Here is a 16,270-nt window from a genome sequence, read left to right as displayed (position 1 = left end):
TGCTGAGCGCCGCGGACGGCAACCTTCCGGCGGCGTTGCGGGACATGCTCACCACGTTCCCGGACGGCGGCTGCCGGGCTTCGGGGCGGGTGAAGGCGGACGCGGGGCGGGACACGCTGACGCTCTCCCTGACCTGCGCGTCCACGATCTGGCAGGCCGTCGCGGTGACAGAGGTGACGGCGGCGGTGACGGGCGAGGGCGTGGTCACCCTCACCCTCGGCGGAACGTTCGACCAGGTCGAGGTGACCTCGACGGTGACCGCGACCGCCGCCGAGCAGCTGACCGCCGCGGTGCGGCCGCTCCGGCCGGGCGCCTTCGCCGCCGCGCTGGAGGACCTGGGCGAGTTCTTCGGCGGGGACGCGTGGCCGGCCGCGCGCGACGGGCTGAGCGAGTTCGGCTTCGACCTCAAGGACGTCGCCGGCTTCGACATCCGCCTGACCAGGCAGGGAGCGGCCGGCTACCAGGCGCGGTCCGCGGCGGTGGTGGCCACGCTCGACGTCAAGGCGCTTCCGCTCCAGATCGCCCTGTGGTTTCCCGACCTGACCATCACCGGAGCGCTGCGCGACGACCAGCCGATCGGCGTCGGGGCGCTGCTGGAGTCGTTCGGCATACCCGCGGGTGAGGTGCCCGCGGACCTCGCCATCGGCGACCTGTCGTTCGCCGCCGCCCTCGGCGTGGCCTACGTCGCCCGGATGACGGTCACCGGCCTGTGGTCGATCGGCCACCTCAAGATCACCTCCCTCTCCCTGGTGCTCTCCTACGACAAGGTGAGCACGTTCGTGGCCGGCGTCGCGGGCACCGTGGCGATCGGCTCGTCCTTCGGCATCGGTGTCTCCGCCTTCAAGAGCTTCGGCAAAGCGGGCGGCTGGTCCTTCAGCGGCGGTCTCGCGGCTGACGCGGCGCTCGGCATGGCCGAGGTGACCGCGGCCCTGGGCCTGCCGGACGTGCCCGAGCCGCTGGAGAGCCTGGAGCTGACCAGCCTGTGGTTCTCCTACACCACGGGCGCGAGCGTCTTCGGCTTCATGCTCCGGGGGGACATGACGATCGCCGACGGGATCCGTGCCTCGCTCGGCGTGACGATCACCCAGGACGCGTCCGGCACGCGGTACGCCGGGACGCTGGATATCGCGAGCCTCGACTTCGAGGTCGTCTTCGACAAGGACAGGTCCGGCCTCGAGGTGCTGGCCGCCGCGTTCCGCGGTGGCGAGAACGGCATCGAGATCGTGCTGCGGGACCTGGTCGCGCACTTCTCCGCCGATCTGGCGGCGGACGTCCCCGACAGCCTGCGGATCGAGGTGAAGGACGCCAAGTTCGTCCGGGTGAAGCCCGCGAGCGGCCCGGCCGGCTTCGTGGTCGGCGTCGACCTGTCGGCGGCCGTCGACCTCGCCCAGCTTCCCCTGGTGGGCGGGTTCCTGTCGCAGGCGGGGACGTTGAGCGTGGAGAACCTGCAGATCCTCTACAGTTCCGGCGACCTCCAGGCCCAGGCGGCCGGCGTGGTCAACGGGCTGCTCGGGCAGGCGCAGGTGGTGCCGCTTCCGCAGGCCGGTCTGAAGAAGGGGGTGGCGGCGCTGGCGGAGCTGAAGGCGGGCAACGAGACCACCCCGGTCGCTCTCGACGTGCCCCCCTCCGCGAACGCTCCCGCCCCGAAGGCCGCCGCGCCGGCCTCCACCGTCCATTGGATCTCGGTGCAGAAGAAGCTCGGCGTCATTCAGATCAACCGGGTGGGCGTGCAGTACCAGGACAAGGAGCTGCTGTTCGCCCTGGACGCCGCGGTCGCGCTGGGCCCGCTGTCCATGACGCTCGACGGGCTGACGGCAGGCTCGCCGCTGGACAGGTTCGCGCCGACGTTCAACCTCTCCGGCCTGGCCCTCTCCTACAGCGCCCCTCCCGTCGAGATCTCCGGCGCCCTGCTCCACCTGCCCGGCAGCGAGCTCGCCCCCGGCGTGGCGTTCCAGTACGACGGCACGGCCACGATCGTCCTGCCGAACTTCTCCGTGGCCGCGGTGGGTTCGTATGCGCAGTTGCGGGACGGCGCGCCGTCCCTGTTCGTCTTCGCCCAGTTGGAAGGCGCCCTGCTGGAGGCGCCGCCGGTCCTGATCACCGGGTTGATGGCCGGGTTCGGCTTCAACCGGGAGCTGTCGCTGCCGTCGTCGGCCGCGGAGGTGCCCGGCTTCCCCCTGCTGGCTCTGCACAAGCAGGGCCCGGATGCGCCCCAGGTGCTGGACGTCCTGGAAGGGCGCCGGCCGGCCGCCCCCCCATACCCGGCACGCCGGTGGATCGCCCCGCGCGAGGGCTCGTACTGGCTGGCGCTGGGGGTGGAGTTCACCGTGGCCGAGGTGGTGAACGCCAAGCTGCTCCTGGCCGCGGAGTTCGGCCAGGACCTGGTGGTGGCCGTGCTGGGGACCGCGATCCTCCAGCTTCCGCTGCCCGCCGAATCCGCCACCCGCACCTACGTCTACGCCGAGCTGGGCCTCGACGCCGTGATCCGGCCCAACCAGGGAACCTTCACGCTGGAGGCGCAGCTGTCCCCGGCCTCGTACGTGCTGACGCCCGCCTGCCACCTCACCGGAGGGTTCGCCTGCGCCGTCTGGTACGGCCCCAGCCCGGACGCCGGGCAGTTCGTGATCACGCTCGGCGGCTACCACCCGGCCTTCCACCCGCCCGCGCCCTACCCACGGGTACCGCGGCTGGGCATCGACTGGGCGGTCGGCGGCGGCGTGTCGATAAGACCATCTCGGCCACGATCGGCGCCGACGTGGAGCTGTGGGGGCCGCCCGTCGGCGGCACGGTCTCCGTCCACATCGTGTGCTTCACCATCACGATCAGCTTCGGCTGCGGCCGCTCCGGATCCGATACCGGGGCGCTGGGCTGGCCGGAGTTCGCCGCCATGCTGCCCGAACCGCCGGACATGGTGACCATCGCGCCGGTCAGCGGCCTGGACAGGGCCATCGACGAGGCCGGCGGCAAGAGGTGGCTGGTCCGCTCCCGCGACCTGCGTTTCTTCACCCAGTCCGCGATCCCGGCCAGCCACCTGCGCCTGGGGGACACCCTGATCCCCGGCCCGCTGGTCGACATCCGCCCCATGAACCTCGTCGGCCTGACCAGCGAGCACCGCCTGGAGCTCTACCGCGAGAACGAGCTCCTCCAAGCCGACGGCTGGACGCCGGCGCCCCGCACCCGGAACGTGCCCGCCTCCTTGTGGGGCGGCCAGTCGCGGACGACGGCGCCCAGCGCCGAGGTCGTCCCCGACCGGCCGGTGGGCGTCGACGTCCAGGCGCCGCGACCGTCGCTGGCCGCCTCGCGCGGGGTGTTCCCGCTGAGCGAGTACAGCGAGGACGAGCTGCCGCCCGGCCTCTCACCGCTGCCCCTGCGACCCGCCGCCAACGACGACTTCGTCTTCGCCGCCGACGCCTCGTGCGTGGCCCTCATCGGCCGTGCCGACCGGGGGGACGCCAAGAACGGGCGCGACCAGGTGTACGCGGCCCTGACCGAGGCCGGACTGCTCACCGGCCCCAACGACGCCTTGACCGGCCTGGCGGACGGCGCCGGTCACCTGTACGGCGAGGCCCCCATGACCCAGAACGCGGGGAGCCGGACATGACCGCGAGCCCGCAGCACCCCGCCCGTGACACGATCCCCCTCGGCGACCTCGAACTGCACGACAACTACCTGCCCGCCCTGCCCGCCGGCGACTACCGCGTCGAGGTCACCCACACGCTGCAAATCGGCCAGGAGTTCACCGCCCGGCAGAACTTCACCGTCCGCGGCCCGCAGGTCGCGATCGACACCGGCGCGGTGGTCGCCAGGCAGCCGCCGGACGGCTCCGGCGGCAGGTTCGCCGAGGTGCTGCCCCACGTGGTGCTCGGCGACCCCATGCTGCCGTGGGAACGCACCCTGCGCGGGGCCTCCCGCGACACCCCCTGGCTGGCGCTCCTGGTCCTGACCGACGACCAGCTCGTCGGCGGCACGGACACCCCGACGCGCACGATCGCCGGCACGGTCGGCGCGTTCCTGGCTTCCGACGCGGCCGTGCTCAAACCCGCCCTCAAGGTCGAAGCCGACGTCGGCGACGCCGATCCCTGCGCCTACATCCAGGTCGCCGCGGGGGAGTTCCACGCGGTGGCGCCCCGCCTGGACGAGCTGCGGTTCCTGGCGCACTGCCGGGGCGCCAACACCGGAGACCGGCCCATCCTCGGCATCCAGGAGGACGGGCTGTTCGCCGTCGTCGTCGCCGGCCGCTTCCCGGCCGGCTCCACCGCCGCCACGAAGAACATCGTGCACCTGGTCTCCCTGGAAGGCCACGAGGACGTCCTCGTGGCCGATCCGGACTTCCGCGGCCGCACCTCGGTGGCGCTGCTGTCGCTGGCCAGCTGGTCGTTCTGGGCCTACCCCGACCCGCAGGCCGACTTCGCCGATCTCGCCGAGGGGCTCACCCGCGCCCCGGACGGCGCCCTGGCCGCCCGTCAGGACCTGTGGTTACGCCTGGCCTCCCCCTACCCGGACGCCGACGGCACCCCGCCGCCGCGGCGGCAGGTGGCCCGGCGGATCAACGACGGTTACGTGCCGCTGCCGTACCTGACCCGCTCCGGCGAGGCCACCTTCGGCTGGTACCGGGGCCCGCTCACCCCCGTCGTGCCCGTGGCCACCGCGGCGGCGGCACAGGCCACCACGGCCGACGCGCTCATCGGCTACGACCCCGCCTGGGGCAGCTTCGACCTGTCACTGGCCACCGCGTTCGAGACCGGCCGGGCGCTCGCCGTGGCCGACGCCGCCTTCGCCCAGCACCTGCTGGCGTTCAAGCACGCCGCCCGGCATCTGGCCGACACCCTCTACAACCAGGCCACCAGCAACCACCTGCCACAGGACGGCGACGGGCCGCGGACCGCGCGAGCCGCGTTCGGCACGCTCCTGGACGGCGGCCTGCTCACCACCCTCGGCGCCTCGCCCGGCAGGCCCACCACCCCGTGGTCACCGCCCGCGCCGGCCGCACCGCCGGTCGACACGACCGGGGCGCTGCGGGACTTCCTGAGCTCCGACGCCACCCAGGCCGCCCTCGGCAAGGCGCTGGCCGAGGCCGACGGGCTGAAGGAACACTTCGCCCCCGTCGCGCAGTGGCTCGGGCGGCTCATGCTGCTCTACCCCGTGCCCTTCACCCATCTGGTGCCCGACGAGCGCATGCTGCCCAAGGAGTCGCTGCGCTTCTTCCACCTCGACCCCAGCTGGCTGGACGCGCTGGTCTCCGGCGCCTTCTGCGTCGGCGCCCAATCCAGCCGGGACACCTTCCAGGACCGGATCGTGGCCGCCACCGTCCGGGCGGCGGCGGCCAGGGTGGCGGCCGCGCACCGGGAGACGATCCGCGGCGCCGTACCCGACGACCAAGAGCCCGACGACCAAGGCCCCGGCGCCCAGGAGCCCGACGACCAAGGCCCCGGCGCCCAAGGCCCCGCCGAGCACGTCTCCGGCCTGCTGCTGCGCTCCGCGCTGGTCTCGGGCTGGCCGAACCTGGCCGTCCGCGCCCTCGACGCGGACGGCGCGCCGCTGCCGGTGCTGCGCATGGACCACCTTTCGCCCGCCGTCCTTCTGTGCCTGTTCGGCGGCCTGCCCGCGACGGTGGAACTGCGCGAACCCCAGGAGGGCTTCCGGTTCGGCGTCGAAGACCACGGCCTGATCCCGCTGCGGAACCTGCTGCCGCCGAGACCGCTCGGCGAGCAGATCGGCGCCGACGTCACCTTCCCCGTCCTGGACCACCTGCGGCCGGGCGACGGCAGGGTGCTGGACCTCGGCTCGCTCGTCCCCGCGCTGACGGCCGCGCTGGAGGCCGCGCACGGCGCCGCCGTCGGCCCGGTCGGGCCCGCCGACCTGGCCATGCAGATGGTCAAGGTCCCCGAGGCCATCCACTTCACCGGCCCGGACGGAGAGCGCCGATGACCACGCTCGTCGTCCCCGTCAGCCTGGACGCCCTCGTGGTCAACACCGCCCTGCAGGGCCGCGACGGCTTCCGCACCTGGCAGCCCAACTACCGGGCGCTGAACGACTACATGAGCCCAGAACCGGACGAAGGCGACCGGCAGAGCGGCGACCAGGCCCACGGCCACACCGGCGTCCGCCTGCACTGGACGCTGCCCCGAGGGCTGCGCCACGGCGTCCAGGACGCGCAGACCGGAGAAATCCGATATCCGCTGGTGCCCAACCGGTGGCTGGTGGTCCGGTTCAGCGGGAGCACCACCCGCCGCGCCAAGGCGTGGGTGGTCGAAAGCGACTGCCCGTACGGCACCACCGCCTACCACAACGGGCATTCCTACCAGTTCTCCAGCCCCTACCTGGTCTCCGCGGACATCCTTCACGCCTGGCAGGCGTGCGCCGACCCCTACCGCAACACCGTGACGTCCCAGCAGACCTTCATCGGGCTCGCCTTCCCGACCCCCTGGACGGAACGAGCCGCGGACGTCCCCCTGTACGTCACCGCCATGGCCACCGGCAATCCGTACTTCACCGCCTACACGCCGCACAACGGCAACGTCTTCTCCTTCCTCGACGACCTGTCCGACGTCCCCGCCGGCGACACCCTCGGCTATCAGGTCATCGGCTGGTACTCCAACCCGGACGCCGACGTCCTCGCCACGCTGACGCCCGAGCACCTCGGCTGGACCGGGCAGGACCACACGGCCACCCGCAGCCTGTACTGCGGCACCGCCCTGACCGTCTCCTGGGATCCCGGCTCGCCACCGGCCCCCGACCCCTTGGACACCATCCGGGACAGCGGCGCGCTCAACATCGCGATCGGCAACACCACCGAGGACGCCTTCACCGCGCTCGCCGGCCGTATGCTGCACGCCGGTGGCGCCGACGTGCAGCTACTGCGCACCTTCCTGCACGACGTCCTCGACCTCGCCGACGAGAAGGGCGGCGACGCGCGGGTGCGCCGCACCCTTCACGACGCCACGTTCGGCGCCGTGGCCGGCGGCGACCACTGGACGGTGACCGCACCCCCCGAGGACGCGCCGCCCTGGCTGGCCACCCTCAACGACGACCAGCGCCGACTGGACGAGCAACTGGGCGAGCTGTATGCCCACCAGTGGCGGCTGAACGCCCTGTGGTGGAAGTACGGCCTGGCCGACGCGCTGTCCCCGCGTCCGGGCGACGCGCCGGACCCCGACCGGATGCGGCAGGAACTCGACCCGGACCGGGAGGGCTCGCTCGCCCAGACGGTGCGCGCCATGACGGCCCAGGCGCGGGACCTGGCCGCGAAGGTCCCGCAGCCCGACGCCGGCAGCTCCCACCCGGGCGACCACGACGCGCTCACCGCCGGGATCAACGCCTTCGCCGAAGCCCGAGGGCCGGCCGGCGGCGTCACGCTCAAGGCCGTCCCACGCCAGCCGTACTGGCAGGTCAACGACCCGGTGGTCAGCCTGTCCGGCGTCCTGCCGCCGGTCGACGCCGTCGTCCCCGACGAGCCGCTGCCCGTGCGGCCGCTCACCGGCGACGGCCCCGAGCCCCTGGTCAGCGCGGTCACGGTCGCGGGCACGACGATCCGGGGGCCGACGCCCGCGCTCGAGGGTCTGCCCGCGCTCCCGCAGGAGGTCGCCTGGCTGCTCACGGAGTTCTTCCTGCTGGATCCGGGCAGCGCGCCCGCGCTGGCCGCCGCCACCGGCCTGCCCGCGGACGAGATCGCCGCCGTCATCGCCGCGCACCGACCGGACGACTACACCGGCACCCTCCCGGCGCTGGGCCTCGGCCCCTGGACGCAGCCCTGGCAGCCCCTGATCATGGAATGGAAGGTCGCCTACCGGCACATCCCGCACGCCGGATGGACGTTCGACGGCACCGACTACCGCTACCTTTCCGGTACGGCCGGCCTCGCCTCCGACCCGGTCACCGTGAGCGGCATCTCCGGCCTCGGCCCGCACCCCCGCTCCCTGCTGGCCGCCCGGCTGAAGGAGTTCATCACCCACTACGGCACCGACGACCAGCGCGACCGGCTCGGCGACTGGCTGGCCGCGATCGGCGACTGGCCCTTCCTGGCCCAGGAACTCACCGGCTTCAACCAGCGGCTGGCCGCCCGCGACGGCCGCGCCTTCCGCCGCCCCACCCCCGACGACCCCGACCACCCGCACCTCGCCGGCCTGGCCGGCTACCCCGACACCGCCACCGGCGAGGGCCTGCCCGCCCGCTACCTGGGCCGGGTCACCAGCGTCCCGTACCTGCCCGACGGCGCCGACGCCCCCTTCCACGAGATGCGGCAGGGGCAGATCCACATCGAGGAGCTCTTCCTCTACGACAAGTTCGGCCGCGTCCTCGAGGTCGTCAGCTCCGACACCCGCACCGGCGGACTGCACGACTACCGCAACTTCCCCCTCATCATCGACACCGCCCTGGCCGCCGAGACCTCGCTCACCCCTGACGTCGCCGCCGTCGCCCAGCTGCCGCCCCGCCCTCTGCAGCCCGCCCGGCTCGACTTCGACCTCCTCGACGCCGGGACCGGCACCCGCGTCGTGCGCACCGCCGCCGACCCCAGCCCCATCGGCGGCTGGATCCTGCCCAACCACCTCGACCACAGCCTGCTGCTGTACGACGCCGCGGGCCGCCTGCTCGGCACTTTCCGCCTGCTCACCGGCGCCCAAGGGCAGCGCACTGGCCAGTGGGAGCCCCCGCCCGACGGCACCCTCGCCGCCCTGGACCAGGTCGCGGCGCTCGCCCCCCTGGTCGCGGGCCTGATCACCGCGCCCGAGCTCGCCACCGAGGCCAACTTCACGGCCTTCCTGGATGTCATCGATTCCACCCTGTGGACCACCGAGCCACTCGGCCAGCGCGCCGACCAGAACCTGTCGCTCCTCATCGGACGCCCCCTGGCGCTCGTCCCCGCACAGGTACGGCTGAGCCTCCAGGGGCCGCCCTTGACCGACACCCGCTGGGCCGCCACCCTCGACCCGCCGGCCCCCGCCTTCACCGCCGACCGGTTCACGATCCGTCTCGGCGACCAGGCCGCCCGCGACGACGGCCTCATCGGCTACTTCGCCGCCGATCGCTACGACAGGTTTCACAGCGTCACCGCGCCCGGCGACGGGCAGGACTACATCACGCGGATCGGGGCTCCGGACGCCGGCCAGGTCCAGCTGGCCTTCGGCGACTCCGCCCCCACCCGGCTGCTCCTGCTCCTGGACCCGCGCACCGCCGTGCACGCCACCAGCGGAATCACCCCCACCGCAGGCGTCGCCGTACCACCCGCCCACGTCGACGACGCGCTACGGCGGCTGCAGGCGCTCTTCCGCTTCGGCCCCGTCCTGACCACCGAACACGACCAGACCCTCGCCTTTCCCCGCCCAGGTGAGAAGCACGGCACCTGGTCGTGGCTGCGCCCTGCCGTCGGGACGGCGTACGAGCTGACCCCGGCTCCGCCGGAAGCCCAGTTCCCCGGCGCCTCCGCCAGGCTCGAAGACGGTCTGCTCCGCCTCGTCACCGAACCCGACTCGGAATAGGAGACCTCCCGTGGCCGACGCCCTGCTGCACTACGGCACCAGCACCAGCCCGACGCCCCTCCAGGCAGGGAGCTCGGACAAGCCCGCCTTCAACACCATCAACCTCACCGTCACTCCGCCGTCCGGTCAGCAGGTGTACTGCGACAAGATCGACGTCGCCCTGCCGGCGAGCGCACCGGACGGCGGCGGCGCCTACTTCACCGAGGCCCCGGACGGCGTCATCACCGGCGGCGATTGGAAGCCGCCGACGGCCCAGCTGAAATCCGGGCGAGAACTCGGCCTCGCCGACGCGCAGAACTACTTCCACGTCGTCTTCGAGCCTCCCATGCCGGATCTCGACCTCGTCGACGGGACGCTGAGCTTCGCCATCAGCGGCAACCTCGCGATCACCGCCACCGGCAGCGCGCTCGCCTGCTCGATCACCGAGACCTCCGGCACGACCAGCGGCTCATACAGCCGCAAGGACCGCCTGGATCTGACGCTGCCCACCGGAGAGCCCGTCTTCTACCTGAATAGCCTCCTGGCCGTGGCCCCGGACAAACCCACTATTCCCAGGACGAAGTTCAACGCCGGCGACGAGGTCGCCCTTTCCTGGGAGAGCAACGGCAGCGCCTTCCAGCTCTACGACGGCGACGGCACGTCCCTCTACGAAGGCGCTGCCACGTCGTGCTCCATCCCTGCGGACAAGGTCGTCAACGACACCACGTACACGCTGAAGGCGACCTTGACCTCCGGCACCCCCGGGGCCCAGCCGGCCACCCTGTACGCGACCATCACCCTCACCATCGCCAACCCGATCCTGCGCCACGTGACCGTCACCGAAGAACTCGTCGCCACCGACCTGACCGTGCCGGCCAAGCTCACGACCAGCCAGACGGACGGACTCCGGGTCTCCGGAAGCATGACGGCCGACTCCGCGCTCACGGTGAACGGGCAGCTGGGCACCCGTGACGTGAACGTCGGCGGCGGCCTGACGGTCTCCGGCCGGCTGACGGCCCTCGGCAAGGCCGACCTCGGGGCCTTGTTCGACGAGGCGGTCGAGCTCGATCCCACACTCGACGGCACCGACATCCCCGTCGACAGCGACGGCATCATGCTCGTCTTCGCCGAACTCCCCGGCCGCTACATCGCGACTTTTCACATAAAAGAGGAGGGGAGCAGCGACACGGCCTATCAAGTGACCCTGGCGGGCGACGATTCCACCTATACGATTCCCCTGCGAAAAGGACAAAGCTGGTGCATCACCAATATTCCCCCGGGTAATGTGATCTTCGCCTTCCACTGGTTCGGCTTTTCCTGACCCCAGGCCGCCTTCGCCCACCGGTCACCTACCGAAGCGCTATGCCGGCAACCGGCCGATCGATCGGCGAGGTAGGTACCGAGGTGTGGCCGAGACTCCTGCGGGCTGGGATCCCACCGCTCTGGCCGTCGCGGAAGTGACGGCACTGCGGGCCGAGATCGTGCACTTGACCGGTCTGCAGGCGCTGATCATCACCTTGACGGTCGGTGCCATGGTGCCGACGGGTCTTCAGGTGCGCAATGCCGTGTAGGACGGCGCAACCTGGGCTGGGAACACTTCGTCCAGGACAACCCGCTTCCCCGGGGGACGATTCGCCTACTGGGGGCTTCGCTCCACCTTCCCGACGACCTCCATCCTGGCGATCGGCGCCAGCGTCATCGTGTGGAGGGAGCCCGCTCCGGAACTGAAGAGCCCACGCCCTTGATGCCCGGGGCCGGGTGTATCGGCGGCGTATCGAAAAACGCATACGTCCCCGCAACACCCCTCCGTCTTGGGTGGAGGCGTGGGCCGCTGCGCATCGACGGTCCGTTCGCCGATCAGGGGAAAGGTGTGATCATGGACTCGGATTCCGTAGGTGCTGTCGGCCGGCGGCGGTTGCTGGGGTGGGGTGGGCTGGCGGCCGTCGGGGTGGCGGCCGGTGCGCCGCTGTTAGGCCCAGGTGGCAACGCCGCCCTGGCCTCGGCCGACTCCGGCGTCATCCCGCCGGACGCTCGGCCCGGCGGAGCCTATGACCGGTATGTGGCGAAGCTGGCCGCCGAGGGCAGGTTCTCCGGGGTGGTGATGCTGGCGCACCGGGGCCGGACGGTGCTGTCGCGCAGCTACGGCATGGCCGACAAGGAGAAGGGGGTCCGCAACCACGAGGGCATCGCGTTCAGCCTCAGCTCGGCGGGCAAGCCGTTCGGCGCGGTGGCCATCCTGCAACTGGCGCAGCGGGGCAAGCTGAAGCTGTACGACACGGTGGGCACCCACCTGAAGGGCTTCACCAAGGAGATCGCCGAGCAGGTGACCATCCACCATCTGCTCTCCGGCACCTCCGGACTGGACAACCCGGACGTGGACCTGGAACGCGTCTTCCAGAGCCGGGAGGAGGTGCACGAGTACAACGAGCAGTGGGCCCGGCAGGCCAAGCTGGTCGCGGCACCCGGCACTCCCACCGATCACGTCGGGGCCGAGGTCGCCATTCCCGCCCAGATCGTGGAGGCCGTGAGCGGCGAGCCGTACTGGGACTACGTCGAGGAGAACGTCTTCCGGCGCTGCGGCATGAGCGGCACGGCGTTCTACACCAGGCCGCAGTGGCTCACCGACCCGCACATCGCGCACCCGTACATGCAACTGGCCGACGGCAGCGTGGTGGACGCCGTCCGCAACCTGGACAAGGGCAGCCCCAGCCCGCACACCCCGGGCAAGAACCCGGGCCGCAACTTCATCGACGCCCCCGGCGACGGCGGTTTCGCCACCGCGCCTGACCTGATCCGGTTCGCGCAGGCGCTCCGCGATGGCACGGTGCTGGACCGGAGCTACGCCGAGGTGCTCACCGGGCCCAGGACCCCCCTTCCCCCGCAGGGAGGCGGCCTGCGGGCCGGCCGCCGGGCGGCCGCCGACGCAGGGTTCGGGGCCTACTCGATGCCGGTCCACATCGTCAACGGCCAATGGTTGTGGGGACGTGCCGGTGGCGACCCCGGTGTCGGCGCCAGCTGGAACATCTACCCCGACACCGGCTGGGTCGGCGTCATCCTCAGCAACCACGACGGCGCACCGTTGTGGGAGATCACCGAACAGGAGATACAAGCCGTCACCGGCCTGCGCTGAACCTACTGCCGGCCAGTGGGTTGCTCGATGTCGAGGACTGCCTTGCCGGCGATGCGGCGCTCCAGCAGGGCTTGGGCGGCCTCGGTGACGCGCTTCCACGATCCGCGCCAGTCCACTTCCGGGGAGAGCCTGCCCGCGGCCACGAAGTTCAGGAGGGTGAGCAGGTCGGGGCCGGGTCGGCGGGTGTCTCCGAAGGTGGTCATGGTCTTGGGCGGGCCGATGTGGAAGAGCGAGTACGGTGCGAAGACGGCGGGCTCGTCGGAGGCCCAGCCGATGTTCTGCACGCTGCCGCCGGGGGCGAGGAGGTCCCAGGCGGCGGCCAGTTGTGGTCCGCCGACGTTGTCGAGGATGAGGTCGACGGGCTCGTCGATGCCCTGCAGGCCGATGACGACGTCGTGGGCGCCGAGTGCGGTCAGGCCGCCGGCGCGCTCGGCCGAGCCCACGGAGGCGATGACGTGGGCGCCGCCGATGGCTGCCAGTTGTACGGCGTAGCGGCCGACCCCGCCGGCTGCGCCGGTGATCAGTACGCGCCGGCCCAGGAGGGGCTGGGCGCGCAGGGTGCGCAGGGCGGTGATGCCGGCCATCGGCAGTGCGGCGGCGTGGACGAGGTCGACGTGGGCGGGGACCTCGGCCAGCGCGCCGGTGTCGGCGGCCATGTACTGGGCCCAGGCGTGGGGGCCGAAGGCGGCGACCCGGGTGCCGGCGGCGGGTCCGGTGCCGTCCGCGGCGGGGCGGATGACGATGCCGGCGGCGTCGTAGCCGTGGACGGTTCCGGGCGGCTGCCGGGCGGCGAAGGCGATTTCGCCGCGGTTGAGGGAGATGTGGCGTACTTCGAGGAGTGCCTGGTGGGGGGCGGGCTGGGGTTCGGGGGTGGTGGCGAGACGCAGGGAGGCGGGGGCGCCGGGATCGACGATGAGGGCGTGCATGGTCACGGGCTGCTCCTGGGCAGGCGGCTAATCGGACTACTGGTCCGCTTGGGTTCGTACGCTAGCATAGCCGGACTGGCAGTCCGTATCGGCGGAGGAACGCATGGCTCAACAGCGCACCGAGCGGGCCGATGCGGTCCGCAACCGCCGCGCGGTCCTGCACGCGACCGAGCGACTGCTGGCCGAAGGCGGCGGGGAACACGTCTCCCTCGATCGCGTCGCCGCCCTGGCCGGAGTCGGCAAGGGCACCGTCTTCCGCCGTTTCGGCAGCCGGGCCGGCCTGCTGCAGGCGCTGCTGGAGGAAAGATCACACGACCTGCGCGAGGCGATCACGGACGGCCCCGCCCCGCTGGGACCCGGCGGGCCCGTCCGCGAGCGGCTGCTGGCCTTCCTGGACGGGCTGGGCGCGATCGCCGAGGGCAACGCCGTACTGCTGTCCGCGCACGAGCAGGCCTGCGCCCAGGACAAGTACGGCGACCCCAGCTACCGGTTCTGGCACCGCCACCTGTGCACCCTGTTCGCCGAGGCGCGCCCCGACCTCGACGCCGACTTCCTGGCCCACGCCGTGCTCGCCGCCTTCGACGGCGACCTGATCCGCCACCTGACCGCACCCGGCGACCCCCGCCGGTTCACCCGGTCCATCCAGCAGATGGCCACGGCGCTCCTCGCCCGCGACTGATGCCGAGGCGCCCATGCCGGCATCCCGTCGCGCGAACGCCCGCGCCGGCCGTCAGGCACCGCCGAGCCGCCGGGCGCCGTAGCGCACGACCAGCCTGTAGAGCAAGACCAGCCTGTAGCGCACGACCAGCCTGGAGTTGCGCGGGATGCTCCCGTCCGCACCCTGGACATCACTGACGGTTGGCTATCCTGTGGCACGTCGAGCCAGGTACGGCTCCCCATCACGAGCCCACCGGGAGGCGACGACCGTGACGGCCTCCCAGCGCCGGAGCGCATGGCGGGTGGCGGCGTCGGTGACGCACGTCGTCCTGGCTCTCCTGACGCTGATCGTCCTGGCGGGCGTCTGGTACCTCGGCGCGGACCCGTGGCAGGTCCTGGTCGCCGCGGGTGCCGCCGGCCTGCTCCACGGGGGAGTGGTGGTGGCCCGCCGACGGCCGTGGGCCGGGTACGCGGTCGGCGCGCTGGCGATGCTCGTCCTGGTGGTGATCCCCTTCACGGGCTGGTCACCGGGCCTGCTGCCCTCGGCGGTGTGCTTTCCCTTCATGTTGTGGAGGCTGAGCGGCCTGGTCTCGGTCAGGTCCTCGGCGCTCGCCCTGGGCGTCGCCGTACTCGGGATCGTCCTCACCGAGCTGGTGGCGTGGGCCAGGCAGCCCGCCGACGTCCCCGGGTGGACCCGCCTGACGGAGGGCGGGATGCTGATGCTCGTGGTCGGCGGTGTGTGGCTGGCGGCCCTGCTGGTACGCCGCAGGCACGAGGCCGGTCGGCGAGCCGAGAGCGAACGGCTGGCCGCGGCGATCGCGGACGAACGGGCCGGCATCCGCCGCGACCTGCACGACGTGATCGCCCACACGGTCACCGTCATGATCGCGCGAATCGAGGCCGCGGCGGTGACGACGGCGGATCCGGCGACCCGCCGCGAGCTCGGCGACATCGCCGAGGCGGGCCGCGACGCCCACCAAGGGCTGCGGGCGATGCTGGCCATCGTGGCGCCGCGCGCCGATTCCCGGCCCGGGGAGGTCCCGATCTCGCTCGACGCCCTCCCCGACCTGGTGGCCTCGGCGGCCAGCCCGCTCCATGCGGTGACGTTCGCCGAAGCGGGCCTGCGGCGGCCCCTGAGCCTGAGTGCCGAGGTCGCGGCGGTCCGTACCGTCCAGGAGGGGATCACCAACGCGCTGCGCCACCTCGAACCACCGGTCGAGGTGAGCGTTCGCCTGCACTGGACGCCGGCCGAGCTGGAGGTGGAGGTGCGCGACGACGGCGGCACGGCGCTTCGCGGCCCCGGCGGCCAGGGCACCGGCTTGATGGGGATCGAGGAACGTGTGCGTACCGCCGGAGGCACCCTGTCGATAGCCGACGGGGACGACGGATGGGTGCTGCGGGTGCGGCTGCCCACGAAGGAGGGGGCGTGACCGGGATCCGTCTCATGCTCGTCGACGATCAGGAGCTGTTGCGGGCCTCGCTCCGTACCGTCCTGTCGGCCGACGAACGCATCGAGGTCACCCACGACGTCGCGAACGGCAGCGACGCGATCGAGGTCGTCCGGCGGCACCGCCTCGACGTGGTGCTGATGGACATCCGCATGCCGCGCATGGACGGGGTGGCCGCCACGGCGGAGATCGTCAGGATCGCACCGGCGACCCGGGTGCTCATGCTGACGACCTTCGAGGACGACGAGCTGGTCGTGGCCGCCATCCGGGCCGGTGCGAGCGGCTACCTGACCAAGGACGTCCGGCCCGCCGCCCTGGCCCAGGCCGTGTGCGACGTCGCCTCCGGAACCTCGGCGCTGGCCCCGGGCGTGGCGGCGACGATCCTCGATCTCGTACGGCAGACGCCGATGCGCAGGACGGCGGCGCTGGACGGCCTCACCCCGCGCGAGGCCGAGATCTTCGGCCTCATCGCCCGCGGCAGGTCCAACAGCGAGATCTGCGCGGAACTGGTGCTGAGCGAGAACACGGTGAAGTCGCACGTCCGGGCCGTCCTGCAGAAACTGAACCTGCGCGACCGCGTGCACGCGGTGATCCACGCCTACGAGAACGGGCTCGTGGGCCGCGACGATCTGCGCTGACGTCTGACCTGTCAGC

The 16,270-nt window shown here is 72.3% G+C and carries 10 protein-coding genes and 1 pseudogene; 10 read left to right on the top strand and 1 reads right to left on the bottom strand.

Annotated features, from left to right (window positions below; translation table 11 throughout):
- Positions 1 to 44: 44 nt before the first annotated feature.
- The 7 genes and pseudogenes from FVE25_RS50835 to FVE25_RS50810 form a co-directional block, all read left to right on the top strand.
- Positions 45 to 2,717 (top strand): annotated as a pseudogene (locus FVE25_RS50835) (DUF6603 domain-containing protein); the annotation flags it as partial.
- 38 nt (positions 2,718 to 2,755) lie between these two features.
- Entirely contained in the window at positions 2,756 to 3,601 is an 846-nt protein-coding gene (locus FVE25_RS54775) for a DUF6603 domain-containing protein (RefSeq protein ID WP_343046194.1), read from the top strand.
- A complete protein-coding gene (locus FVE25_RS50830; RefSeq protein ID WP_157254608.1) occupies positions 3,598 to 5,928 on the top strand; it encodes a hypothetical protein in 2,331 nt (776 codons plus the stop codon). Before FVE25_RS54775 ends, FVE25_RS50830 begins: the two co-directional genes overlap by 4 nt.
- Positions 5,925 to 9,476, top strand: a complete 3,552-nt coding sequence (locus tag FVE25_RS50825; protein WP_157254607.1) for a hypothetical protein — start codon at positions 5,925 to 5,927, stop codon at positions 9,474 to 9,476. The genes FVE25_RS50830 and FVE25_RS50825 overlap by 4 nt, the downstream gene beginning before the upstream one ends.
- A 10-nt stretch (positions 9,477 to 9,486) precedes the next feature.
- Positions 9,487 to 10,776: a hypothetical protein gene (locus FVE25_RS50820; protein ID WP_157254606.1), complete on the top strand. Its 1,290-nt coding sequence runs from the start codon at positions 9,487 to 9,489 to the stop codon at positions 10,774 to 10,776.
- Positions 10,777 to 10,861: 85 nt separating this feature from the next.
- Positions 10,862 to 11,026 (top strand): hypothetical protein, encoded by a 165-nt coding sequence (locus tag FVE25_RS50815; RefSeq protein ID WP_157254605.1) that lies wholly within the window; start codon positions 10,862 to 10,864, stop codon positions 11,024 to 11,026.
- Positions 11,027 to 11,331: 305 nt separating this feature from the next.
- Positions 11,332 to 12,585 carry a serine hydrolase domain-containing protein gene (locus tag FVE25_RS50810; RefSeq protein ID WP_157254604.1) on the top strand — a complete coding sequence of 418 codons (1,254 nt, stop codon included), beginning with the start codon at positions 11,332 to 11,334 and terminating at the stop codon, positions 12,583 to 12,585.
- Between the two features lie 2 nt (positions 12,586 to 12,587).
- Here FVE25_RS50810 and FVE25_RS50805 read toward each other — a convergent pair whose 3' ends face one another.
- A complete protein-coding gene (locus tag FVE25_RS50805) occupies positions 12,588 to 13,511 on the bottom strand; it encodes a zinc-binding dehydrogenase (RefSeq protein WP_157254642.1) in 924 nt (307 codons plus the stop codon).
- A gap of 103 nt (positions 13,512 to 13,614) precedes the next feature.
- On the opposite strand from FVE25_RS50805, the gene FVE25_RS50800 reads away from it, so the two are divergent.
- The 3 genes from FVE25_RS50800 (at position 13,615) to FVE25_RS50790 (ending at position 16,254) form a co-directional block, all read left to right on the top strand.
- Positions 13,615 to 14,190 carry a TetR/AcrR family transcriptional regulator gene (locus FVE25_RS50800; RefSeq protein WP_157254603.1) on the top strand — a complete coding sequence of 192 codons (576 nt, stop codon included), beginning with the start codon at positions 13,615 to 13,617 and terminating at the stop codon, positions 14,188 to 14,190.
- 247 nt (positions 14,191 to 14,437) lie between these two features.
- On the top strand, positions 14,438 to 15,598 hold the full coding sequence (locus FVE25_RS50795; RefSeq protein WP_157254602.1) for a sensor histidine kinase: 1,161 nt from the start codon (positions 14,438 to 14,440) through the stop codon (positions 15,596 to 15,598).
- Positions 15,595 to 16,254 carry a response regulator gene (locus tag FVE25_RS50790; protein WP_246268737.1) on the top strand — a complete coding sequence of 220 codons (660 nt, stop codon included), beginning with the start codon at positions 15,595 to 15,597 and terminating at the stop codon, positions 16,252 to 16,254. The genes FVE25_RS50795 and FVE25_RS50790 overlap by 4 nt, the downstream gene beginning before the upstream one ends.
- Positions 16,255 to 16,270 lie beyond the last annotated feature (16 nt).

The sequence above is a fragment of the Nonomuraea typhae genome (assembly GCF_009760925.1).
GTDB lineage: Bacteria > Actinomycetota > Actinomycetes > Streptosporangiales > Streptosporangiaceae > Nonomuraea > Nonomuraea typhae.
The sequence above is the reverse complement of the archived record's forward strand: the minus strand, read 5'-3'. Positions and strand labels throughout refer to the sequence as shown.

Excerpts from the sequence above, each read along its gene's own strand:
- FVE25_RS50810 (WP_157254604.1), top strand. The coding sequence starts at position 11,332 with ATGGACTCGGATTCCGTAGGTGCTGTCGGCCGGCGGCGGTTGCTGGGG.
- FVE25_RS50825 (WP_157254607.1), top strand. The coding sequence starts at position 5,925 with ATGACCACGCTCGTCGTCCCCGTCAGCCTGGACGCCCTCGTGGTCAAC.
- FVE25_RS50800 (WP_157254603.1), top strand. The coding sequence starts at position 13,615 with ATGGCTCAACAGCGCACCGAGCGGGCCGATGCGGTCCGCAACCGCCGC.
- FVE25_RS50805 (WP_157254642.1), bottom strand. The coding sequence starts at position 13,511 with ATGCACGCCCTCATCGTCGATCCCGGCGCCCCCGCCTCCCTGCGTCTC.
- FVE25_RS50830 (WP_157254608.1), top strand. The coding sequence starts at position 3,598 with ATGACCGCGAGCCCGCAGCACCCCGCCCGTGACACGATCCCCCTCGGC.